At 62.7% G+C, this 24,045-nt stretch carries 19 protein-coding genes and 1 pseudogene; 9 read left to right on the plus strand and 11 right to left on the minus strand.

The window, feature by feature from the left end; translation table 11 throughout:
* Positions 1 to 42 precede the first annotated feature (42 nt).
* From mpaD to OCL88_RS06135, 3 genes are all read right to left on the minus strand, one after another.
* Positions 43 to 1,308 (minus strand): daptide-type RiPP biosynthesis aminotransferase, encoded by a 1,266-nt coding sequence (mpaD, locus tag OCL88_RS06125; RefSeq protein WP_264961927.1) that lies wholly within the window; start codon positions 1,306 to 1,308, stop codon positions 43 to 45.
* Positions 1,308 to 2,354: a daptide biosynthesis RiPP recognition protein gene (mpaB, locus tag OCL88_RS06130; protein ID WP_264961928.1), complete on the minus strand. Its 1,047-nt coding sequence runs from the start codon at positions 2,352 to 2,354 to the stop codon at positions 1,308 to 1,310. Before mpaB ends, mpaD begins: the two co-directional genes overlap by 1 nt.
* 173 nt (positions 2,355 to 2,527) lie before the next feature.
* Entirely contained in the window at positions 2,528 to 3,040 is a 513-nt protein-coding gene (locus OCL88_RS06135) for a hypothetical protein (RefSeq protein WP_264961929.1), read from the minus strand.
* A gap of 313 nt (positions 3,041 to 3,353) precedes the next feature.
* Between OCL88_RS06135 and OCL88_RS06140 the strand changes: the two genes are divergently transcribed.
* A complete protein-coding gene (locus OCL88_RS06140; protein ID WP_264961930.1) occupies positions 3,354 to 4,514 on the plus strand; it encodes a trypsin-like peptidase domain-containing protein in 1,161 nt (386 codons plus the stop codon).
* 46 nt (positions 4,515 to 4,560) lie between these two features.
* On the opposite strand, the gene OCL88_RS06145 is transcribed toward OCL88_RS06140, so the two are convergent.
* From OCL88_RS06145 to OCL88_RS06180, 8 genes are all read right to left on the minus strand, one after another.
* Positions 4,561 to 5,757, minus strand: a complete 1,197-nt coding sequence (locus OCL88_RS06145; protein WP_264961931.1) for a Gfo/Idh/MocA family protein — start codon at positions 5,755 to 5,757, stop codon at positions 4,561 to 4,563.
* Between the two features lie 33 nt (positions 5,758 to 5,790).
* Positions 5,791 to 6,537: a ThuA domain-containing protein gene (locus OCL88_RS06150; protein ID WP_193592822.1), complete on the minus strand. Its 747-nt coding sequence runs from the start codon at positions 6,535 to 6,537 to the stop codon at positions 5,791 to 5,793.
* Between the two features lies 1 nt (position 6,538).
* Positions 6,539 to 7,642 (minus strand): Gfo/Idh/MocA family protein, encoded by a 1,104-nt coding sequence (locus OCL88_RS06155; protein WP_264961932.1) that lies wholly within the window; start codon positions 7,640 to 7,642, stop codon positions 6,539 to 6,541.
* 73 nt (positions 7,643 to 7,715) lie between these two features.
* Entirely contained in the window at positions 7,716 to 8,615 is a 900-nt protein-coding gene (locus OCL88_RS06160; RefSeq protein ID WP_021473502.1) for a carbohydrate ABC transporter permease, read from the minus strand.
* Complete coding sequence (locus OCL88_RS06165; protein ID WP_264961933.1) at positions 8,612 to 9,571, minus strand: carbohydrate ABC transporter permease; 960 nt, start codon at positions 9,569 to 9,571, stop codon at positions 8,612 to 8,614. The genes OCL88_RS06160 and OCL88_RS06165 overlap by 4 nt, the downstream gene beginning before the upstream one ends.
* 3 nt (positions 9,572 to 9,574) lie before the next feature.
* Positions 9,575 to 10,888 (minus strand): ABC transporter substrate-binding protein, encoded by a 1,314-nt coding sequence (locus OCL88_RS06170; RefSeq protein WP_264961934.1) that lies wholly within the window; start codon positions 10,886 to 10,888, stop codon positions 9,575 to 9,577.
* Between the two features lie 205 nt (positions 10,889 to 11,093).
* Positions 11,094 to 12,089 (minus strand): LacI family DNA-binding transcriptional regulator, encoded by a 996-nt coding sequence (locus OCL88_RS06175; protein WP_264961935.1) that lies wholly within the window; start codon positions 12,087 to 12,089, stop codon positions 11,094 to 11,096.
* Between the two features lie 696 nt (positions 12,090 to 12,785).
* Positions 12,786 to 14,501, minus strand: a complete 1,716-nt coding sequence (locus OCL88_RS06180) for an AIPR family protein (RefSeq protein ID WP_264961936.1) — start codon at positions 14,499 to 14,501, stop codon at positions 12,786 to 12,788.
* Between the two features lie 455 nt (positions 14,502 to 14,956).
* On the opposite strand from OCL88_RS06180, the gene OCL88_RS06185 reads away from it, so the two are divergent.
* From OCL88_RS06185 to OCL88_RS06220, 8 genes and pseudogenes are all read left to right on the plus strand, one after another.
* Positions 14,957 to 15,760 (plus strand): hydroxypyruvate isomerase family protein, encoded by an 804-nt coding sequence (locus OCL88_RS06185; RefSeq protein WP_264961937.1) that lies wholly within the window; start codon positions 14,957 to 14,959, stop codon positions 15,758 to 15,760.
* A gap of 119 nt (positions 15,761 to 15,879) precedes the next feature.
* Positions 15,880 to 16,782 (plus strand): annotated as a pseudogene (locus tag OCL88_RS06190) (2-hydroxy-3-oxopropionate reductase); the annotation flags it as partial.
* A gap of 123 nt (positions 16,783 to 16,905) precedes the next feature.
* On the plus strand, positions 16,906 to 18,681 hold the full coding sequence (gene gcl / locus OCL88_RS06195) for a glyoxylate carboligase (protein ID WP_264961938.1): 1,776 nt from the start codon (positions 16,906 to 16,908) through the stop codon (positions 18,679 to 18,681).
* Positions 18,682 to 18,723: 42 nt separating this feature from the next.
* Entirely contained in the window at positions 18,724 to 19,893 is a 1,170-nt protein-coding gene (locus OCL88_RS06200; protein WP_264961939.1) for a glycerate kinase, read from the plus strand.
* Positions 19,886 to 21,235: an allantoinase AllB gene (gene allB / locus OCL88_RS06205; protein ID WP_021472781.1), complete on the plus strand. Its 1,350-nt coding sequence runs from the start codon at positions 19,886 to 19,888 to the stop codon at positions 21,233 to 21,235. The genes OCL88_RS06200 and allB overlap by 8 nt, the downstream gene beginning before the upstream one ends.
* An 11-nt stretch (positions 21,236 to 21,246) precedes the next feature.
* Complete coding sequence (locus OCL88_RS06210) at positions 21,247 to 22,083, plus strand: winged helix-turn-helix domain-containing protein (RefSeq protein ID WP_264961940.1); 837 nt, start codon at positions 21,247 to 21,249, stop codon at positions 22,081 to 22,083.
* A gap of 116 nt (positions 22,084 to 22,199) precedes the next feature.
* Positions 22,200 to 22,667 carry a thioredoxin-dependent thiol peroxidase gene (gene bcp, locus OCL88_RS06215; RefSeq protein ID WP_264961941.1) on the plus strand — a complete coding sequence of 156 codons (468 nt, stop codon included), beginning with the start codon at positions 22,200 to 22,202 and terminating at the stop codon, positions 22,665 to 22,667.
* 243 nt (positions 22,668 to 22,910) lie between these two features.
* Positions 22,911 to 24,038, plus strand: a complete 1,128-nt coding sequence (locus tag OCL88_RS06220) for a PP2C family protein-serine/threonine phosphatase (RefSeq protein WP_264961942.1) — start codon at positions 22,911 to 22,913, stop codon at positions 24,036 to 24,038.
* The last annotated feature ends 7 nt before the right edge of the window (positions 24,039 to 24,045 follow it).

Raw genomic sequence — 24,045 nt, forward strand, 5'->3', positions numbered from 1 at the left:
ACCCCAGGATGACGCAACGTGTCTTCCACGTTCTATCCGCGATCATGCGAAGACCCCGTCCCGGCGAGCTTCAAGGATTCCTTGCGCGATAGCAGCGTGGAGCTCCTGGAAGTCCTCCTCCATAAAGGTCAGGGCCGGAAGGAGCTGGATGCGTCCGGGGCCAGGCTGCACAATGGCGCCAGCGCCATGGATGCGATTTACGACGGCGAGGGTCGCACGTGCGTGGAGCGGCACCCCGTTGTCCGAGTACAGCTTGAGGCCCCGCATGCATCCACGGCCGGTTGATTCGCCGACTCCGTCGATGCCCTGGAGGTCTCGAATCAGTTCGTAGAGCCCCACGCTGACGTTGCGGGTGAGCCTTTCATGGCCCACCCATGCCATTTCCCCAATCGTGGCAAGAATCGCTGCGCAGGCGGCAGGTGTACCGGCTTGGGTTTCACCGTGGACAAAGACCGCTCCGGCGTGGTCAAACGTCTCCGTGACTTTGGTGCCCACCAGGAGTGCAGCACAGGCACTGGTCCCGTTGGTGAGGCCTTTTGATGTGACGATGACATCCGGCGCTTCCGGCCATTCGTCCGTAACAAACCAGGAGTGTATCCGGCCGAAACCCGTCGCTACCTCGTCGGCCACCAGCAGGAAGCCCTGTTCCTCCTTGTGTGCAAGGAGTGCCGTGATGAAGTCTGCGGGTACGGCCTCGGCTCCGGAGCCAAGCACAGGTTCTACTACAAGGGCTGCCACGCGGTGGCCCTCCCGACGCATCAGGTTCTCCAACTCGGCGCCGCCGTCATCAAACCTGACGTGCCGGATGTTGCGAGTGTCCACGCCGTAGAGGGGCTGCCCAAGATCGTCCCCGCTGAGACCCTGGCTGCCATATGTAAGACCGTGGTAGCTGCCCTTCAAACCAACTATCAGTTTCCGCTCGGGTTCACCGATCAATATGCAGTACTGCCTGGCCAGCTTCATGACGGCATCGTTGGCGGCACTTCCGGAGGTTGAGAAAATGACTTTCCCGAAGGGGTGTGCCGGGAGCTCCAGCAGTGCTTCGGCTGCCTCAATGGCGTGGGTATGTGCGCTGCGGAACAGCGGCAGATAGGATGCACTCTCCAGTGCTGCGGCCACTGCTTTGGCGATCGCCCGGTTGCCGAATCCCAGGTTGGCATTCCAGAGCCCGCTTTTCGCGCAAAGCCGGCGCTGGCCGTCCCTAAAGGTGACGTGAACGCCGTCGGCGGCTACTGCCGTGTGGGTGTCAGGATTGAAGTCCCGCTGCTCCACCAAGGGCACCCAGAGGGGAAGGCTTGTTCGGGTCATCAGTGGCCGCCCAGGAGATCGATGCCAAGGTGGCCCAGCTGCTCCACGACGGCTTTCGCCGATGATTCCGCGAGCTCCGGGGGTATGCCCATGGAGAAGGCAGCGACGTTTGCGGCAGCTTCCACGCTCCTCAAGTTGGAGATGGCTTCAATGAGGACGGCAGCGTCCCGGCCGATGGTGAAGAGCTTCCCGGTGTTGGTATCGAGAAGCCTGTGTTCCCCCTGCCGTTCCAGGATGAAAGGAGCATTGGGCAACGGGAGGCCGTGGCTGTCGGTGGCTCCGTACAGACTCAACCCAAAGCCGACCAGGCGGGTGCCAAGGCGTTGCTGGGGACCGATGATCTTCCACGCATCCAGTGCGGCCAAGTAGCGGGGAATCCAAGGTCGCTCGCTGAGGGCTGCCACGACCTCGGGGGCGTGGGTCAGGGAGGCTATCGAGGACTCGGGCTTGAGCGGCATCGCTCTGGCCCGGATGTCCTGCAACTCATCGCCAACCCAGCCGATCACGGTTCCACTGGGTCCATTGAGGATGGTTCCGTTGGCGGTGATGTGGATCCTGGCCAGCGTCGAGTCCGGGTTTCCGTACCCGGCAAGCAGCGCACGCTCGGCCAGTACCGCGTTTACTTCGGTGAGTTGGCGGACAAAGTGGCCGGATTGGCGGGCTTCGTCGGCGTCGTCGAAGAACGACTGCCAGTCATCCTGGCCTGCGAAGCGAATGACTGTAGGACCCACAAGGCTGATGAATGGGACAGCCAGGTAGTCCTGAATTTCGATGCTCAGGGAGCCGTCCACCAAGAGTTCTTCGCCTGACTCGTCAAAACGGCCCTTGACGGTGACCAGATCCGGATCGTCGGCGTCGCCATCAATCACCAAGACCACCGAGCCGCCCCCTGCGATCTCCTTCGCATAGGAAGAATGCCCCGCGTTTTCCACGAATACCGTGTGGCCCGGGATCCGTCCCGGAATGCCCGTAACCCATTGATCTACAGCCGCCGCGATGGCTTGTTGCTGACTCAGCGCCAATTCCAACCCCCAATAGTTGTCCATGTTCCGCTGGAGCGTCCCGGACGGGCTCGTTCCTGAGAAGGACACTATGGGCGTGGACGGGCTCCACGATCGGGCGGAACCAAATTAGGTGGTGATCCGGAGCAAATTAGGTGGTGGACGGGCCGATCTAGGTGGTGGAAGTGGGTGGTCTAGGTGGTGGGTTTTGGCCCGGGCTAGTGGCCGATCATCTCCAGGCAACCACCGTCCATGATGGGGCCACCGGTCGCCAACTCCGGCTCTCCGTCGTTCGGCACGAAACCGTAGATGCAGCCTCCGTTGCGGACCGCCCCACCAAACCTGACGCCCTTTCCGCCGTCGTCGGTCCGTATGTCCATCATGTCGATACTGGTCAGCGCCGCTTCGACGTCGTCGCCGGTGACCGGCCGGGGTACTGCTGCGAGCGCCTTTCTTGCGGGCTCGACGTGCTGGTTCAGCTGCGTCAGCATCTCAGGGGTGAGCTTCCGCCGCTGCCGATACATCTCGTTCTGGGCCATGGCCGCGTCGCCGTCGTAGGCGCTGCAATTGGCCTGCTGGGGCTCCGTCCCGGTGGTCGGGCAGGCAGCCGTTGGCGTAGGACTGCCGCTGCTTGGCGTGGTTGTGGCCGGCGCTTCGGCGCAACCCGCCAGAGCAGCAAGTACGACGGCGGCAATCGCCACGGCGGTGCGGTTCGGTTTCGTCTTCCCCATCCAGAGGACGATACGCGGCCATGAGGGGTTTATCCATCGAATGGCTTTATTGTGACTCATGGGCACTACTTTAGTGACAGCCATTGAGTGGCCCTGGCCTGGCCCGTGGTCCTCTTTGCACAAACGCCTATATGGTCGTCCAACGTGAACAGCCAATTGTGCAGCAAGTAAGCGGCACTCCCGGGCAAGTAGTGGACCCGAGCAAAATTCGAGTACCTCCGGGGCATGGTTCCTCCGGGAAGTCTCATCTACACTCCACATACGGGCTGGGGTGCACACAATTTCAGAGCATTCGAACATGAGGAAGCCCTCAATGAAAACACCCCGCACCTCCTGGAAAGCACAGAAAAAACACACCGCCCCGCTGGCCCTCGCCGCCGCGCTATCGATTCCGCTGCTGGCAGCCGCACCGGCCACGGCCGAGGTCAACTCCGACACGATCGACAAATCCATTGTGTGGGTCGATACAGCGTGGTCGGCAACAGTGCAGGTTCCCTTCAAAGACGGAACCACGGAAACTTACAAGACCACGCTGGTCACTCTCTGCACCGGCTGGTTTGTCAGCACGACCGGGCACGTGGCCACGGCCGGGCATTGCGTCGACGCCGATGACGCCCTCTACACCAGCATTTACGCCAAAGTCATTGACGAGCAAGGCCTCACCGGGGTGAAACCCGAAAACGTCGACTGGCCCTTGTCACTGGCGGACCCTCTCATCAAGGTCGATCAGCCCTCGGGCATCGACGGTGGTCTGCTCAGCGGCAAAACGGCCATCACGGCCCAGCTCATCGCCAAGCAAGGCTTCGAGAAAGGCGACAATGCGCTGTTGCGGATTGCCGACATGAAAGATACCCCCGCGCTGGCGCTGGGTGCTGAGGCACCGAAAGTGCGCGAAAAAGTCACCTCCGTCGGATTCCCCGACCTCGTCGGTTCAACCTCGGACGTTGAACGGCAAAAGCCGTCCTACCGTTCCGGGGCTGTCAGCTCACGCAGCTACTCAACCCAGGGTGTTCCGCGCACGGAAATCGACACCGACATCACACCCGGCATGTCAGGCGGCCCCTCGGTGAACGAAGACGGGGAAGTCATCGGCATCAACTCCGCCTACGTTGCCCGCGGATCAGGGCAAGCGAACTACATCACCGACACCCAAACCCTCCGCGACTTCCTGACCTCCAACGGCGTCAAACTAGCCGAGGCCACAACCGCGTCCGCGACGCCGGCAGCCGCCGCCGATGCGCCCACCAGCACAACACAGGATGCGCCCGGGATCCCCCTGTGGCTGACCGCCATCGTCGCAGTGCTCGTTCTGGCCGTAGTCGGCATGGCCGTCCTGCTGATCATGAACATGCGCAAGCAACGCCAACCCGCAGCCTACGCCCAGGCACCGGCCGGCCCACCAGCAGCCATTCCACCCACGCCGTGGATGCAGAACCCAAACCACCCGGACAACGGACCCGGCCGGGCGCCCTGACCAGCACGGCATTCCAGAGGGACACTGAATGACCCTTTCGGCTCAGTCAGGTCGAGAGTGATAGTGATGCGCAGCCAGACTGAACTTCCGTCACCACACTCTTATACGCGGCCGATTCCTCCACCGCGGCCAGCACCCGCTGAACCTGCAGCCCGTCGTCGAACGACGGCGACGGCGCCTCACCATCTCGGATCGCGCAAAGGAAGTCCCGGATCTGGTGGGTGAAGGTGTGCTCCCAGCCAATGATGTGCCCTTGTGGCCACCACGCTTCGAGGTACGGATGTTCAGGTTCGTTCACCAGAATCCGGCGGAAACCTTGCTCCCGCACCGGAAGCGTGGCGTCCAGGAAACCGAGCTCGTTCAGGTTCTCCAGATCGAAGGTCAAAGAACCCAGAGACCCATAGATTTCAATCTTGAGCGAGTTCTTCTGCCCGGTAGCTACTCGTGACGCTTCCACCGACGCGCTGAGGCCGCCGGCAAGGCCCAAAGTGGCCCACGCGGCGTCGTCCACCGTCACTTTCTCCAAGCCGCCGGCGCCGGGGCGCTCGGGAACGAACGTCCTCAACCGCCCGGTCACCTCGGTCACGGCCTGACCGGTCAGGTACTGGACCTGGTCGATCGCGTGGGAGGCGATATCCCCTAGAGCGCCGGAGCCGGCCGTCTCTTTCCGGAGCCGCCAGCTCATGGGAGTCTCGACGTCGGAAGGCCAATCCTGCAGGTAAGCGGCACGGATGTGCCGCACGGTTCCGAGACGTCCTTCGGCGATCAACTCGCGGGCCAAGGCGAGCGCAGGAACTCGGCGGTAGTTGAAACCGACCATCGACTGGACACCCCGGGCCTGAGCGGATGCTGCTGCCGTGGCCATCAGCTCGGCCTCATCCACAGTGTTGGCCAGCGGCTTCTCCACGAGCACGTGCTTACCCGCTTCCAACGCGGCGACAGCGATCTCGGCATGCATCCAACCAGGCGCGCAGATGTCCACGATGTCGATGTCGTCCCGGTCGATGACCGAGCGCCAATCAGTCGCCGACTCCGACCATCCGTACTTACCCGCCGCGTACGCAACCTGCACCGCGTCCCGGCCAACGAGCACTTTCTGTTCGAAGGCCGGGACCTCAAAGAAGCTGGCCACGTTCCGCCACGCATTGGAGTGGGCCTTGCCCATGAAGGCGTAACCGATGGCGGCCACGCCCAAGGGACGGCCAGTCACCAAGGGACGCCCGGCGGGAAGGAAAGTGGTCATGTTGCTGCTCCTTTGAAGTGATTATGGAGAGGCCTAGGCCTCGAACCAGCCCCGGGCCGGGTTGGAAACGTCGGGTGCCTCGCGGAAGACACCAGGCTGGGCCACCCAGGAAACGCCGTTGGCGATCACCTTCTGGATCTGCGGCTGGTGGTACACCGGGTATTCCTGATCGCCCGGGCTGAAGTAGAAGATGCGTCCCTTGCCCCGCGAGAACGTCACGCCGGAGCGGAACACCTCTCCCCCTTCGAAGGAGCTGATGAAAATCAGGTCGTCAGGTTCCGGAATGTCGAAGAGCTCCCCGTACATCTCCTGCTGCGGAATCAGGAGAGGGCTTTCAATGCCGGCCGCGATCGGGTGGGACGGCTTGACTGTCCAAACGAGCTCCCGTTCACCTTCGTTGCGCCACTTCAAAGAGCACGTGGTTCCCAACAAACGCGTGAAGATCTTCGAGAAGTGCCCGGAGTGGAGCACAATCAGGCCCATGCCACCGAGCACGTGGCGCTGCACTCGTTCAACTACCTCGTCAGCAACCTGGTCGTGGGCAATGTGTCCCCACCACAGCAGTACGTCAGTTTGCTCCAGGATTTCCTCGGAGAGTCCGTGTTCGGGGTCAGCGAGGGTGGCTGTTGAGATTTCCGAGTCGGGATAGAAGCCGCGGAGTCCCGCCGCGATGGCGCCGTGGATGCCTTCCGGATACATTTCGCCGATGGTTGCGGGCTCGTTGCGCGCCTCGTGGACGCCTTCGTTCCAGACAACAACTTTCAGTTTCTTGTCGTACATATCAGAGGCTCACTTCGCGTTGTTCCAGGGCGGACTTGTAGCAGGCATCGAGCACCAGCGCGCGGCTGAGGGCGAGGGAGCCGTCGTGGCTTCCCCACACCGTCTCGCCGCCGCGCACGGCAGCCACGAAATCTTCGACGACGGCTTGGTGAGCTCGCCCGGGTTCGGCCACTACCTCGAAGTCGGCGTTCTCGCCATCCTTCTCGGTGAAGATGTGCACATCTGCGACGGGATTTTCGGAGGCGCCGACCGAGCGCAAGTCCGCTCCGCCGTCGGTCCCGTAAACGGTGAAGTCCATCAGGTCCCGCTCGTCACGGTATGCGGCCCAACCCGCTTCAAGAATCAACGTGCCGCCGCCTTCCAGACGGATGAACGCGGAGGCGAAGTCCTCCACCTCGAACTTGTGGCTGGAGTTCGACGCCGTATACCGCGCGTTGCCGCCGAGGCCACGCGGACCGAGCTCCGAATGCGTCGAAGCAGAAACCGCCAGGACCTTCGGCTCGCCCAGCAGGTGCAGTGCGTAGTCAAGGACGTGAACTCCGATGTCAGCCAACGGTCCGCCGCCGGCGAGCGCCGGGTTGGTGAACCAACTGCCGAGCATTGGAATGCCTTGGCGGCGCAGCCACGACGCTTTGGCGTAGTACGGGCGGCCCAGCGTCCCGTCGTCGATCACTTTCTTGAGCGCCTGGATGTCGCCGCGGCGGCGGTGGTTGAACGCAACGTCCAGGACACGTCCCGCCTTGCGGGCGGCGTCCACCATCGCTTGACCTTCGACGGCGTTGCGTGCGATTGGCTTCTCGCTCAGCACGTGCAGTCCCCGCTCGAGCGAAGCGATGGCGATCGGTGCGTGCAGGAAGGTGGGCACGGCGATGCTGACGGCGTCGAGGTCTTCGAGCTCGATCATGTCCTCCCACCGGGTGAGGGCGTGGGGGATGTTGTATTCGTCCTTCAGCTGGGCGAGGAGGTCCGCTTCCATCCCGGCGACGGCCACGATTTCGACGCCCTCAATGTTGTGGTACGCCTTGAGGTGCTGCTGGCCGGCCCAACCGATGCCCACAACTCCCACTTTGAGGGTTGCGGATGGGGCCTGCTGCTGAATACTCACTGTTTTCCTGTTCTTTCTGGGGTTCTGAGGAGTCTGTAGGTGGTTGTTGGATTCTGTGACGCCGAGAAGTGGCCTAGCCTTTGACGGCGCCGGCGGTCATGCCGGAGACGATGCGCTTCTGGCACAGCAGCACGAGGATCACCAGCGGGACGGTGATGATCACTGACGCGGCGCTGATGGTGCCGAGCGGCTGGTCGAACTCGCTGGTGCCGCTGAAGAACGCGATCGCGACCGGGACCGGACGGGATTCCGGCGACGTTGTCAGCGTGACGGCGAGAAGGAATTCGTTCCAGACCGAGATGAACACGAGGATCGCCGTGGTCGCCAGACCGGGAACGGCCAGGGGCAGGATGACTTTGCGGAAGGCGACAAACGGCGTGGCACCGTCCATGTACGCGGATTCTTCGAGTTCGCGCGGGATCTCCTTGAAGAAGGACGTCAGCGTGTAGATCGCCAGCGGCAGAGCGAACGTCAGCTTCGGGATGATGAGACCCAGGAGAGTGTCGTACAAGCCGATTTCGCGCCAGATGGAGAACATCGGGGCCGCGATCGCGATGGCCGGGAACGTGGTCACCGACAGGATAAGCGTCAGGATCATTCCCTTACGGCGCATCTTGAGCCGCGCCAGCGCATACGCGGCAAAGGATGCGAACACCAGCGCCACTGTTGTAGTGACGACGGCGATGATCACCGAGTTGCGCAGGGCCAGGAGGAACTCGGGGTTCTGGAAGACCACGAGGTAGTTCTCCAAGGTTGGCTGGCTCGGGAAGAGCTCGCCTTGGGACAGGCTTGCTCCCTTCTTAAGGGAGGTGTTCACCAGCCAATAGAACGGTATGAGCGAGAAGCCCATGACGGCCACCACGAACACCCACACCAAGGGGTGGAGTTTCGCTTCGCCCCTGAGCCGGCGCTTCGGCGACTTGGTCCCGGTGGCGGGTGCCGCCGTCGTGCGTTCTGCTGTCAGCGTGCTCATTGTTCCTCCTTCGCGACGTCGCGGATGTTCCCGCCGCCGAAGCGGATGTAGATGACCGAGACCACCATGACGGTGAGGAAGGTCAGGATTGAGAGGGCCGAACCTTCGCCCACAAGCCGGTTTTCGCGGAGTTCGCCGTAGGCCAGCATGGACATCGATTCGGTGCCGTTGGCGCCGCGGGTCAGGACGAACGGCAGGTCGAAGACGCGGAGGGCGTCCATGGTGCGGAAGATCGCGGCGAGGACGATCGCCGGACGCAACAGCGGCAGCGTGATGTGGACGAAGGTCTGCCATTTGCTGGCGCCGTCGAGTTCCGCGGCCTCGTACGTTTCGGAGGAGATGACCTGCAGGCCGGCCAGGATGATGAGGGCCGCGAACGGTGTGGTTTTCCAAACGTCGGCGAGCACGATGACGGCCATCGCGTAGCCGCGCTCCCCCAGCCACACGACGTCGCCGCCGGGCAGCCCAAGCGCGGAGAGGACGTTGGTGACCAAGCCGAGATCCGGCTGGAACATCGTCTGCCAGGTGATGGCGCTGACGACGGTGACGATCGCGTACGGCAGGAGGACCACCGTGCGCAGAAGCGCGCGGCCCCTGAACGCGAGGTTGAGCAGGAGCGCCATGGCCGTTCCAAGGATCAGCTCCAAGGTGACCGAGAAGGCGGCGAAGGTGAAGGTCTGCCCGAAGGCCGCCCACCACTCTTGGCTGGTCAGTGCGGCGACGTAGTTATCCAGGCCGACGAACCGTGAGAGCCCTGCGGTGCGGACGCTGTACTGGTTCAGGGAGAGCCAGATTGCGTAGCCGATCGGGACCGCCGCCACGAGGGCCATGAGGATCAGCGACGGCGCGGTCATCCGGAAGGCGAGGCAGCGTTCGGCACGGTCGCGGGCGTTTGTTCTTGGTGCGTTGGGTGGCGCGCTTGGGGGCGCTCCCGGCGTGATGGTTTTGGTGGCCATGTCTTAGAAGCTCGCCTTAGCGGCGGTGATTTCGTCGGCCATCTTCTTCACGGCGTCCTCAGTGGACGCGGTGCCGGACAGCACGGCGTAGACGTTCTTGTAGATGGCCTGCGAGATCTGCGGGTACACCGGCGAGATCGGGCGCGGCTTGGCGCCCTTCACCGAGGCCAGGAGTTCGGTAGCGAACGGCATCTTCTGGAGGACGGCCGGGTCCGAGTACGCAGCCTCGTTGACGGGGGCCTGCGAGTAGTCCATGGCCACGTGCTTCTGCCAGTCCGGTGTGGTGGCGAAGTCGATGAAGGCAACAGCGCCGGCCTGGTTGGTGGAGTGTGCCGAGATCGCGAGGTTCCAGCCGCCCAGCACACCCGAGGCCTTGCCGCCTTCCCACGCCGGGAGCGGCGCGACGCCGAAGCTGTCCGCCAGCGGGGTCGCGTTCAGCAGGCGGTAGACGTGCGGCCAGTTGCGCTGGTATCCGAAGTTGCCGGATTCGTAGGCCAGGCGGGCCGGGTCCTCGTTGTAGGTGAGGACCGCGCGGTCAGCCGAGCCGTTCTTGAGGCCGTCGGTCATGAAGTTGAGGACGTCGCGGGTCTCCTGGGAGTCGATCTTGACGTTGCCCTGGTCATCCAGGACTTCGCCGCCCGCGCTGTAGAGCATCTCGAGGAAGTTCACCGTGAGGCCCTCGTACTGCTTGCCCTGGTAGACGAAGCCGTTGCCCGGAGCCTTGGCTGCTTCGGTGTAGAGCTGCTGCCAGGTCTCGGGCTTGGCCACCTTGTCCTTCTGGTAGTAGATCAGGCCGGCGTTGGTGAAGAACGGCGAGGCCCAGTACTTGTCCTCGTACTTGGTGGTTTCCACAGTGGAGGGGATGAGCCGGTCCTTGTTGGCCTCCACCAGCTCCGTCTGGTCCAGCAGCCAGCCTTGGGAGGCGAACTCGGAAGTCCAGATCACGTCGGAGAGGAAGATGTCACACTCGGTGGACTTGCCCTCCAGCCGCTGCACAATCTGCGTGCGGGCTTCGTCCGTGGTGGCCCCGATCTCCGTGTACTTGGCCGTGACCTTGCCGTTCGCCTTGGTGAACGCTTCCGCCGTGCCCTTGTAGATCCCGCTCGCGTCCTTGACGCCGCAGATGTTGACGGCACCGCTGGCATTAGCGCCCGACGACGGATCGGCAGCTGCCGCTTTTTCCGCACCCTGGGGTGCTGCTCCCCCGCCGCAGGCGCTGAGGAGGAGGGCTGCGGCTACTGCTGTGGCGGCGAGGGCTGTTTTTGTGCGCGGTTTGGTGCTGTTCTGGAGCGGAGAGGCAGGTCGGTTCAAGTCCACGAGTGGCTCCTTTGGTGTCTGTGGGGATGGTGGCCTAGTTCCGCGCTTTGGGTGTCCCGCGTCTTGGGCCTGGCTTCGTTGCCGGTGGTGCTTTTGTTGGCTTCTTTGGAATCGATTCCAAAAGTGCTCTTGAAAAACGGCCTTGCGGCCGTGGAATCGATTCCAAAGAAGTGTGACAGTCGCCACGCGGAGCTGTCAACCCCCGCTATTTCGTGGAGTCTCGGATGACGAGTTGGTGCGGGAGGAAGGTCCTGCCCCTGCGGTGCGCGCCTTCGACAGTCATTCGATCCAGGAGTTCGGCGAAAGCTACGCGGCCCATCTCATACGCCGGCTGCCTCACCGTGGTCAGTTCCGGGACGCACATTTCGGCTTGGGCGGAGTCGTCGAAACCGGCAACGGCGATGCCTTGTGGAACTCTCAGCCCTGCGTCGGTGAGCTCGCGGACGCAGCCGGCGGCGACGACGTCGGTCCCGCAGAAAATCGCATCCGGGAGGTCCTTGCTTTCCAGGAGCTTCTTGGTGAGTTCGCGGCCTGCGTGGAAGCCGAAGTTGCCTTCGCCAAGGAGGATTTGGCCCGGTTCCAGGCCTTCCTCCGTGAGTGCCTGGCGGAAGCCTTCTTCACGAAGCCGGCCGGAGCGGGCACCTCTATGGGCGAGCATGGCCAACTTCTTTGCGCCTGTGTCGATGAGGTGCTTGGTGATGTCGTAGGCTGCTTGGCGGTCATCGATGGATACGCCGAAGGCCGCATCAGCGTCGACGATTTCACAGACTTGGATGACGCTCAACTGCTCGGCGACCGTGTTGACGTCTCCGTCGGGCATCGTGGGCGAGAAGATGACCAGGCCATCCACTGAGCCGTTGCGGAGCATGTCCACGAGTTGCTGTTCGCGGTCGCGGTCCCCGTCGGTGGCCGCGATGAGACTGACATAGCCGTTGGCCGCAGCTGCGTCTCCTACTCCGCGGAAGACTTCGCTGATCACGAGGGAGTCGAGGTTCTTGGCCAGGGCGAGGACGCGCATGGTGCGGTCTCTTCTGAGATCCCTGGCCGAAGCGAGAGGGCGGTAGCTGAGCTCCTTGATGGCGGCGTTGACCTTTTCCTTGGCCGACGCGCTGACTGCCGAGCTTCCGTTCAAGACGCGCGACACCGTCCCAACGGACACACCCGCCGTCCTGGCGACGTCCTGAACTGTCGCTCGAGCCATTCGATTGTCCCTCCCCGAGCGGTTCTGCGGCTTCTGCGCAATGCCATGGCATGCCCAGCGGCACTCTTCAGCTTAGCCGGAGGACCGGACTCGAGCTGGACTGACGGCCAGTCGCAGATCAACCGCGGGCACAATCACTGAAACACGGCCGCAGGGGAATCAACTCTCGTTGATAATCACCTCTTTGAGTTGCTTTGCAAATACATCCTTCCTTCTCCTTCAAACTGGTCGCATCCAAGGCCCTCCGGTCATTCAAGATCCCTGGATGCGAATCTTTACGCAAACTTGGATACAAGTTGATCAAACGGAGCCGGTGGACGGGGAAGGCCCTAATCAGCATTGGCCGGCCCATCAGTTATTAGGTGCGATGTCGGCTAGGCATGATTGAGTGACTGGCTAGCATTGAAGCAAGATGCGCTCGAGGGCTCTTAAGTGCGTCAGTGAACCCTCCTGAGGCAATTCGTTGAGAGTCCCAACGACAGAGTCGGGCTCTCTATAGGGAGTTCTGCTGCGCTGAGACTTCTAAACCGACGTGAGCCGTGGTTCACCCATACAGGATGCAATCGCTGCGCAGCGGCGGCGGCGGCGGCGTAGAGAGGATATCGCCGCAATCACCGACGTCGATAACAAAATGAGCTGATTCGGTCCCCGAGTCATGTCGTTATTTAAGGAGAGGGCGGCGCTTCACGGTGCCCTCTAAAGGGCCAGGACGCCTTCGGTAACAAGATCCGTGAACTGCTGGGTCCGGACAGTGTCACGATCCAGAATCCCATCCGTCTCTACGGCACTTACGGCCTCGTCAATAACAGGAAGAAGTTTCTGAAAGTGTTCAAGGCAACTCTGCTGGTCCCATAGGATGGCCGAGAGCTTGTTGCAATATTTGTCTAGGGCTCTCCGCGTTGAGGGTAGCGGGGTATCGCTGTGGACTAGTAAACGCACGGCCATCAGCATCTGGTATCGAGCTGGCTTGTACTTCACGTCGATGCTGCCGTTCCTGAAGAAAAAGTCCAAACGGTAGGCGGCGACGGCGCTCAGGTAATAGGGGTACGGCGAATCGCCCGACTTGAAAATGTCCTGACCCCGCAACTTCTGAAGCTCTTTGTAGTAGCGGCCAGCACGCCATGGCTCATTCAAGAACATCGAGGCATACGCCCGTATGAGCTGAGGAGGAGTGACGATGCGAGTCTTCTGAGGCACGGAGATAGCGCTGTACTGCTTTGAGCGACGTTCGTAGTACAACCGCTGTTCTAGCGGATGCGCCGGGAAAAACGCTTCCAAATCCTTCTGAAACGAATCAAGGGCACGGAGATCGTCGTCAGTAACTGTGGTTTGACGGTTTGTTGCCGTCGTGATGCTGCTAACAACATCTTCATCTTGGGTCACAATCACTTTCACGGGGACATACATGTTGTCCCCAAGGACGTCCTTTTCGTCGAAAAGGACGTGGCTGGTTTGGCATCCATTGACAATCTGGTAGTCCCGAATAGTGAATCGCTTGCCGGAAACGCCGATCTCTCGCGCGACGATCGTTACGCCGTTGTTCAACACGACGAAGCGCTCCTGCTTATTGTGGTCCTGTAGGGTTCCCCGGATTTCCTGATTCACCGGGTTGTAATCCTGAAAGTCTCGGACATTGTCGAAGAACAACGACTTACGAATATTCCCCGCAGCATCGGTGATCACCTTGAGGTACTCGCTGGCTTTGGCGATTCCGATGTACGCTTCCTTTACGCCCTGCAGATCGGGCAGGGGGACGCGGTCAGAAAACTCAAAAGAGGATTCGACACTGTTCTTGGCTTGCCGATAGAGGTCCTGAACTTCCCTGGCCCCCAGACACTGGACATCGACGTCAAATAAGTTGAGGTCTGATAGACGCCTCTCGGCCGCATCTCGCTTCCCGGCTAGATGCGGATCCTCGGTCCACGTTCCAGTCGTCACGTAACGAAGTTGCAGCTGCGGCCTGCTCCTGCGGAACGCCTGACTGTTCGCATAGAGAGTATCCAGTAACTGCTTGAATGCCACGATCTCGTCGTTCATTGGCAGGGTCGGAGATTCACTGAGGAGGTCGGATAGGTTGTCAGTCAGGTCCGTCAGCACCGTCCCGTCGAATCCGCTGGTGGTCTTCGCTTGAACAATAACGATGGTGGCCTGCAGATAGTTGTTGCGTGTCCGAAGGTCAACGATCTCCTCCGGGCTCGTAACGAGGTAACCGTTGACGATGAGCGCTGCGCCATCGATACCCAGGTCGTTGCCCCCACCAGTCATGACTTCTTGAGGGTCGAACTCTTCGTCATACTGCCGGGAAATAACACAGTAGGCGGCGAAAGCCTCGAATTGGTCAGATTCTGATAGCGAAGACAACTCGCGTTCTTCGCAAAACTCTTCCACGAAACTAGCTGTGATCTTGTCCATAAGTCGTCAGTCCTATCCCCACCAGATGATTGATCTTCGCTGAGGATATCCCGCCCGCCCCGGCCATCCTAACGGGCAACCTCCTCCATAGAGGTCGCTGAATAGGATCTATCGGCAAGTTGTCACGTTCGACATAGATTGCACATGCCTCCGCATCTGGACGGCAGCGCGGCATTGGCAACCCGTCTGGCGTCTAAAGCGCGTTGGCTGCCAGATTGACAACTTACTCGCCACCGAAGACCCTGCCGCAGTTTGGCTAAGTCCATGGCGTACGCGTGCTTGGTATCCCAAACCCCAACCTCCTCACCCACCCCCTTGACTCACACCACCACCTTCCCTAAACTTTTCATAAAGCAGAATCTAAATTCCACAAAGCGGAAACGGAAGCCAAGCACCAAGGCCAAGCCGAAGCACGGCGGAAGATAGATCAAAGCCCCTCCTCGGAAGGACCTACGATGACGTACACAGTGAACTGCTCCATCCTCCTGACGGAGCTGCCCTTGCTCGAGCGCCCCGCCGCCGCGAAGGCAGCCGGTTTTGACGCCGTCGAGTTCTGGTGGCCCTTCGAAACCTCTGTCCCCACCGACGCGCAAGTAACCGAGTTCGAGAACGCCATCAAAGACGCAGGCGTTCAGCTCACGGGCCTGAACTTCAACGCCGGCAACATGCCTGGCGGCGACCGCGGCCTGGTTTCCTGGAAGGGACGTTGCTCCGAGTTCAAGGACAACATCGACGTCGTGGCCGGCATCGGTGAGCGCCTCGGTTGCAAGGCATTCAACGCGCTTTACGGCAACCGCCAGGACGAGTTCACCCCTGAAGAGCAGGACGAACTCGCCGTCAAGAACCTCGCCGCGGCAGCTGCCGGCGTCGCACGTATTGGCGGAACTGTACTCCTCGAGCCGGTGAGCGGCGCACCCAAGTACCCGCTCCTCACCGCCGAAGACGCACTCAAGGTCATCGCCCGCGTCAAGGCAGAATCCGGCGCACAGAACATCAAGCTCCTCGCCGACTTCTACCACCTGGCAGTCAACGGCGACGACGTCGAATCCGTCATCGAGAACCACGCCAAGGACTTCGGCCACATCCAGATCGCCGACAACCCCGGCCGAGGTGCACCCGGCACCGGCACCCTCCCCCTCGGCGAATGGATCGCCCGCAGCCGCGAACTCGGCTACGACGGCTACATCGGCCTCGAGTACAAGGAACCGCAGGAAACGGCCTTCAGCTGGGCCATCCGCCAGCGCGCCGCAGCCAACTAATCCCCGCACGCCCAACTAAGTAGCAGCAGAGCACGTTAAGAACCCACAAAACGCGCACTATTGCGACCTAGTTGGGTGAGCACACCTGAGTTAAAACACCAAGAGTTCAGACACACACAGACTTCCCCGGAAAGAGAAACACAATGAGCAACGTTGCAGTCATCGGCCTTGGAATCATGGGCCTGCCCATGGCCATCAACCTCGTCAAGGCCGGCCACACGGTCACCGGTTTCAACCGCAGCCAGGACAAGATCGACAAGCTCGTCTCCGAAGGCGGCCAGGGTGCCACCAGCATCGCGGACGCCGTCAAGGACGCCGACGTCGTCATCACCATGGTCCCGGACTCTCCCGATGTTGAGGGTGTTGTCAGCGGCAAGGACGGCGTCTTCGCCAACGCGAAGAAGGGCACCCTCTGGATCGACGCTTCCAGCATCCGCCCGGACGTCGCCAAGCGCCTCTCCGACGAAGCCCGTGAAGCCGGCATCCGCCCCCTCGACGCCCCGGTCTCCGGCGGCGAACAGGGCGCTATCGACGCCGTCCTGTCCATCATGGTCGGCGGCGACGCAGCAGACTTCGAGGCAGCACAGGATGTCCTGAACGCAGTGGGCAAAACCATCGTCCACGTCGGCCCCTCCGGCTCCGGCCAGACCGTCAAGGCAGCCAACCAGCTCATCGTAGCCGTCAACATCCAGGTCCTCGGTGAAGCCATCGCCTTCCTTGAGGCCTACGGCGTCGACACGGACGCAGCACTGAAGGTCCTCGGCGGCGGCCTGGCCGGCTCCAAGGTCCTGGACCAGAAGGGTCAGAAGATGCTCGACCGCAACTTCGACCCCGGCTTCCGCCTCGCCCTCCACCACAAGGACCTGGGCATCGTCACCTCCGCAGCCCGCGAAGCCAACGTCAGCATCCCGCTCGGCGCCGTCGTAGCGCAGCTCGTCGCCGCAACCGTCAATCAGGGCGACGGCGGCCTCGACCACTCAGGCCTCTTCAAGCAGGTCCTCCAGCTCAGCGGCCGCAAGTAAGCCCAAAGGCACCAAGCAACACCAAGCAGGGAACCCGCCGTCGTAAATAACGACGGCGGCTCCCTCACCACACCCAAAAACACCCCAGACTTCGCCCGCAAGGGCAAAAACAAGGAGCACACCATGGCTAAGATGCGCACCGTTGACGCGGCGATCGCCATCCTGGAAAAGGAAGGCGCCACCGAGGCGTTCGGCCTGCCAGGCGCAGCAATCAACCCCTTCTACTCCGCAATGCGTGCCCACGGCGGTATCCGCCACACGCTGGCCCGCCACGTTGAAGGCGCCAGCCACATGGCCGACGGTTACAGCCGCGCAGCTGATGGCAACATCGGCATCTGCATCGGCACGTCGGGCCCTGCGGGCACGGACATGATCACCGGCCTCTACGCCAGCTGGGCTGACTCGATCCCCATGCTCTGCATCACCGGCCAGGCTCCCGTGTCCAAGCTGCACAAGGAAGACTTCCAGGCCGTGGACATCGAGTCCATCGCCAAGCCGGTCACCAAGTTCGCCATGACCATCCTGGAACCGGGCCAGGTTCCCGGTGCTTTCCAGAAGGCTTTCCAGGTAATGCGCTCCGGCCGCCCAGGCCCGGTTCTGCTGGACCTGCCCATCGACGTTCAGATGGCTGAGATCGAATTCGACATCGACGCCTACGAGCCCCTGCCGGTGGAGAAGCCCAAGGCTTCCCGCAAGCAGCTGGAAAAGGCCTTGGACATGCTGACCGCTGCCAAGCACCCGCTGATCGTTGCCGGTGGCGGCATCATCAACGCCGGCGCTTCGGCGCAGCTGGTTGAGCTGGCCGAGCTGCTGAACGTTCCGGTAATCCCCACCCTGATGGGCTGGGGCGCCATCCCGGATGACCACGACCTGATGGCAGGCATGGTTGGCCTGCAGACCTCGCACCGCTACGGCAACGAGACCTTCCTGCAGAGCGACTTCGTGGTCGGCATCGGCAACCGCTGGGCGAATCGCCACACCGGTGGCCTGGACACCTACACGGCTGGCCGCAAGTTCGTTCACATCGACATCGAGCCCACGCAGATCGGCCGCGTGTTCTCTCCGGACCTGGGCATCGCTTCCGACGCCGGTGCAGCCTTGGACGGGCTGCTGGAGCTGGCCCGTGAGCGCAAGGCTGCAAGCACCCTGCCGGACTACTCCGCCTGGGTTGCCGAGTGCCTGGAGCGCAAGGGTTCCCTGCACCGCAAGACCCACTTCGACAACGTGCCGATCAAGCCGCAGCGCGTGTACGAAGAGATGAACAAGGCATTCGGCAAGGACACCACGTACGTGTCCACCATCGGCTTGTCGCAGATCGCCGGCGCGCAGATGCTGCACGTGTTTGGTGCCCGCAAGTGGATCAACGCCGGCCAGGCAGGTCCGCTGGGCTGGACCGCTCCCGCCGCTTTGGGCGTGGTTCGTGGCAAGCCTGACGAGAACGTTGTGGCACTGTCCGGTGACTACGACTTCCAGTTCATGATCGAAGAGCTGGCCGTGGGCGCACAGTTCAACCTGCCGTACATCCACGTTGTGGTGAACAACTCCTACCTGGGCCTGATCCGCCAGTCCCAGCGCGGCTTCAACATGGATTACCACGTGTCCCTGGGCTTCGATAACATCAACTCCCCCGAAACCATGGGCTACGGCGTTGACCACATCAAGGTGGTTGAAGGCCTGGGCTGCAAGGCCATCCGCGTGGAGAACCCGGAAGACATGCCTGCCGCCTTCGACAAGGCCAAGGCCCTGCGCGACGAGTTCAAGGTTCCGGTTGTGGTGGAAGTGATCCTGGAAAAGGTCACCAACATCTCCATGGGCCTGGAAATCAACGCAGTGAACGAGTTCGAAGAGCTGGCCGAAACCGCTGCGGACGCCCCCACGGCGATCCTGGCCAAGGCCTAACAGCCGTCACGGCTGAAGAGAAACAGTAAAGGAGGCACCGGAATGCGTGTGGTCATCGCCCCGGACAAATTCAAGGGCTCACTGTCCGCGCCCGAAGTCGTCGAGCACCTGGCAACAGGCCTGCAGGCGGGCTTCGGCACCAGCGGCCTGGAGACAACACGCATTCCGGTGGCCGACGGCGGCGAAGGCACCATCGATGCCGCCATCGGCTCCGGCTTCACCCGCCGGACCGCCACGGTCACCGGCCCGCTTGGCGAACCGGTCAAGGCCGACTTCGCCATCCGAGGGACCGAAGCCGTGATTGAGATGGCAGCAGCTTCCGGTTTGGCACTCCTTCCGGAGGGTCCCACGAGCGAAACCGCGAAGACTGCCACCAGCATCGGCACGGGTGAACTCATCCGCGCCGCGCTGGACCTCGGTTGCCGCAAGATCATCCTTGGCGTTGGAGGCAGCGCCAACACCGACGGCGGCGCAGGCGTCCTGCAGGGTCTCGGAGCCGTCTTCCTGGACAAGAACGGCAACGAACTCCCCGGCGGCGGCGCCGCCCTCGCCGCGATAGACAGCATAGACTTCGCCAACTTCGACGTCCGGTTGGAGGCAACGGACTTCGTGTTGGCGTCCGACGTCGACAATCCCCTCTTGGGGCCCAGCGGAGCCCCGGCCATCTTCGGCCCGCAAAAGGGCGCGACGCCGGACGACGTCGCTGCACTCGACGCGGCGATCAGCAACTTCGTGGAGGTGCTGAGCCAAACCACGGGCATTGAAGCCAAGCACGCAGCGAAGGCACCGGGCGCAGGCGCGGCGGGAGGCGTCGGCTACATTGCCATCGCGGCACTGAAGGCTGAGCGCCGGCCCGGCATCGACGTCGTGCTTGAGTTCACTGAGCTCGAAAGCAAACTGAAGGGCGCCGACCTGGTGATCACCGGCGAAGGCAGCCTGGACGAACAAAGCCTCCTGGGCAAGACCCCCATGGGCGTCTCCCGCGCAGCCGCAAAAGCCGGAATACCGGTGATCGCCGTCTGCGGCCGGACTACCCTGAGTGCGGAGCAACTCACCTATGCCGGATTCCACACGGTCCATGCCCTGACCGACCTGGAAAACGACGTCCAAAAATGTATCGCTGAAGCAGGTCCGTTGCTTGAAGAATTAGGAAAGCACATAGGCGTGTACCTGGCGGAACGGACCGAAAACAAGGAGTACCTCAATGTCTGAAGCAATCGGCGCTTACGACCTCGTCATCCGGGGCCAGCGCATCCTCACCACCGCCGGCATTGCACCCCGCGAAGTGGGTATCCGTGACGGCGTGATCGTCGCCATCGAACCGCTGGGCAACGGCCTGACGGGCACCGAGGTCATCCACCTCGCAGACGACGAGACCCTGATCCCCGGCCTGGTGGACACCCACGTCCACGTCAACGAGCCCGGCCGCACCGAGTGGGAAGGCTTCGCCTCCGCCACCCGAGCAGCCGCAGCCGGCGGCGTCACCACCATCATCGACATGCCGCTCAACAGCATCCCGCCCACCACCAGCGTGGACGGCCTGGAGCAGAAGCGCGTGGTGGCCAAGGACCAGGCATTCGTTGACGTCGGGTTCTGGGGCGGCGCCATCCCCGGCAACAAGGCCGACCTCCGCCCGCTCCACGACGAAGGCGTCTTCGGCTTCAAGTGCTTCCTCCTCCACTCCGGCGTGGACGAGTTCCCGCACTTGGACGCGGATGAGATGGAAGAGGACATGAAGGAACTGAAGTCCTTCGACTCCCTCATGATCGTCCACGCCGAGGACTCCCACGCGATCGACCGCGCTCCACACCCCGGCGGCGACCACTACGAAACCTTCCTCGCCTCCCGCCCCCGCGGCGCCGAGAACAAGGCCATCGCCGAGGTCATCGAACGCGCACGCTGGACCGGCGCACGCGCCCACATCCTGCACCTCTCCTCGTCCGACGCGCTGCCCATGATCGCTTCGGCAAAGCGCGACGGCGTCAACCTCACCGTTGAGACGTGCCCGCACTACCTGACGCTCATGGCCGAAGAAATCCCGGACGGCGCAACCGCGTACAAGTGCTGCCCACCCATCCGTGAAGCCTCCAACCGAGAGCTCCTCTGGAAGGGCCTGCAGGACGGCACCATCGACTGCATCGTCTCGGACCACTCCCCCTCCACCCTTGACCTCAAAGACCTGGAGAACGGCGACTTCGCCGTTGCCTGGGGCGGCGTCTCCTCCCTCCAGCTGGGCTTGTCCCTGATCTGGACCGAGGCACGGCACCGCGGCATCTCCCTGGAACAGGTCGTTGCCTGGATGTCGGAGAAGCCCGCTGCCTTGGCCCGCCTCCACAACAAGGGCCAGCTCGCCCTGGGCTACGACGCAGACTTCAGCATCTTCGCCCACGATGACGCGTTCGTGGTGGACGTCAAGAAGCTCAAGCACAAGAACCCGATCACTCCGTACGACGGCCGCCCGCTCTCCGGCGTGGTCCGCAAGACCTTCCTGCGCGGCTCGGAGATCGACTTCCAGAACCCGGGCGGAAAGCTGATCCGCCGCGGCAACGTTTAGGACATATCGCCATGGCAGTACAGGCCTATGGCCCGCCGCCGGCACGGTACCCCGGACGCCAGGGAGCCGGACACCAGCAGGCAGGACGGCAGGGAGGTGGACGCCCGATCACGGGCCGTCCGGCCTCCGCCCGTCCGGGTTCCGCGCGGCAGCAGGGCCAGAACGCTACGGGTCTGAGTGCACGGGGCCTGGCCCTTTGGGTCAACTCGGCCGAGGGCGATCCCGTAGACCCTGAAATTTGGGACCGGGCAGCACGCCTTGTGCTGGCCCGGGCAATGAAACTTGCCCCGGAGGCGGAAGTCCGCATCTGGCCCGCCATCGGGGCAGAACACTCCGGCGTCGGCGACACTTCCTGGGGCGGCACTCCGCAGGAAGCCGCCGACGCCGGTAACCACCTTCCGCAGTCGGGTTCGATGGCGCTGGCCGAGGCTCTCGCCGCCGCCCGCGCCACGGCCGAATCCGACGGCGGTGACCCCTCCGAGGGCGGCAGCACCGCCGTCGAGCCCGTAACGTTGGCAGCCCGGCGCAGCCAGCTTGCAATCGACCTTGCTGCTGAAGTAGTGCTCCTGGACGGCAAGCCCGTTGCCTTTACTGGCATGGAATACAAGCTGCTGCGCTACCTCGTGGTGAACTGCTCGCGGGCAATCGGACGTGAAGAATTGCAACGCTTCCTGGAGTCATTTGACCTTCCGGGCGCGGCATTTCGCTCGATCGACGTTTATGTTGGAAGGGTGCGGCGGAAGCTCGGCTCCGCCCGTTATACGGTTGCCACCGTCCGTGGTGGCGGCTACCAGTTCGTGCCTGGCCCATATGCCACCGTGCGCGGACCTGCGGAATACAGCATCTAGCGACGCTGTTCTGTCAAGAGGCACACCTGTCCTGACAGTCCGCCCTGAATGACCATTGCTGGCTACGCGTCAGTGTGAAAATGCCGGCAACCGCCGGTTGAATGTAAAGGATCGCTATGGCCCAGAAACTCCTCGTCGGAACGCAGGCACCGGATTTTGCGCTTCTCGACGCCAACGGCAACAAGGTCTCGCTGTCCGACTACCGCGGACGCAACGTCATCGTTTACTTCTACCCGAAGGCCGCCACCCCCGGCTGCACCACCGAGGCCTGCGACTTCCGCGACAACCTGGCCAGCCTCCAGGGCAAGGGCTACGACGTCATCGGCATCTCCCCCGACGCCCAGGAAGCACTCAAGGGCTTCTCCGGCGACTTCGAGCTGACCTTCCCGCTGCTCTCCGACGAAGACCACTCCGTTGCCCTGGCCTACGGCGCCTGGGGCGAGAAGCTGGTCAACGGCGAGATCGTCGAAGGCATCGTCCGCTCCACCGTTGTCCTCGACGGCGACGCCAAGGTGAAGCTGGCCCAGTACCAGGTAAGCGCCCAGGGCCACGTCCAGGCCCTCCGCGAAGAGCTGGGCGTCTAACCCTCTCTCACATCCCGCCGGTTTCCGGCGGTTCCTCTCTCACATCCCGCCGGTTTCCGGCGGTTCCTCTCTCACATCCCGCCCGTTTTCGGCGGTTCCTCTCTCACATCCCGCCCGTTTCCGGCGGTTCCTCTTTCACCCAACTACACAATTCTTGTAACGCCCGCTCACCTGAAAGTGAGCGGGCGTTCATGTTGCTTGACCAAACGTGACAAAAAGTCAGCAGCATTAGTTAATGGAGCCATGGTCTCACCTGCGCCCCAGCGTCATGCCGTCGTCATTGAAGATGATGAGGATATCCGCGGCCTCCTCGTTGTTGTCCTCGAGCAGCTGGATTTCATCGTCACGGAAGCCGCGGACGGGTCCACCGGCGTCGAAGCAGTCAAGAACACCAACGCCGAACTGGTCACCCTGGACATCAACCTCCCCGACTTCGACGGCATGGAAGTGTGCCGCCGCCTGCGGGAATTCTCCGACGCCTACATCCTGATGCTCACGGCACGCGCCGACGAATTGGACCGGCTGACGGGCCTGGACACCGGCGCGGACGACTACCTCACCAAGCCTTTCAGTCCCAAGGAACTCCAGGCCCGCATCCGGGCCCTCTTCCGCCGGGCCCGCACCGCCGCCCAGCCCGCGGAGGACCCGCGCCAAACCGACGAACTGGCGCGCGCCGCCGTCGTACAGCAAAGCCTCCTTCCGCAAGAGAAAGTACGGCTGGAAGACTTCGACGTCGCCGGTGCCTTCCGGCCGTCGCGCAGCGTCGGCGGGGACTTCTACGACTGGTACCAAACCCCCGACGGCGTCCACCTCACGTTCGCGGACGCCATGGGCAAGGGAATGGGAGCCGCCCTCATCGCCGCGACGGTGCGTGCCGTGATGCGTTCCGTCGCGGACACGCCGGCCATCGACGCAGCATTCGGGTCGGCGAGCGCCACTATCGCGTCGGATCTGGACCAGTCGGGTTCGTTCGTGACCATGTTCCACGCACGCCTGGACAGCGCCTCGGGCAAGCTCAGTTATATCGACGCCGGCCATGGGCTTGGCCTGTACGTTCCGGCTGAGGGCTCTGCTCACCGGCTCGTGTCGGCAGGGCCGCCGGTTGGGATCCTTGAGGGTCAAACCTGGCCTGCGGCCGAGCTCACGCTTGAGCCGGGTGACTCGCTGGTGATCGTCAGCGACGGCGTCCTGGACGCCCATGATTCGCTCGAAGACTTCGTCCGCAACGTGGAGAAGGCGGTACGGCCCGAGTCGACGTCGGAGAACGTGTGCGCTGCGCTGCTGGACCTGGCCCCGGCCGCCACAGCGGAAGATGACGTGACCGCCGTCGTTGTTCGACGAAAACCTGCACCGCTGCCGGCCGGATTGTAAAGCCACA

Source organism: Paenarthrobacter sp. PAE-2, from assembly GCF_026013155.1.
In the GTDB taxonomy this organism is placed as follows: Bacteria; Actinomycetota; Actinomycetes; order Actinomycetales; family Micrococcaceae; genus Arthrobacter; species Arthrobacter ureafaciens.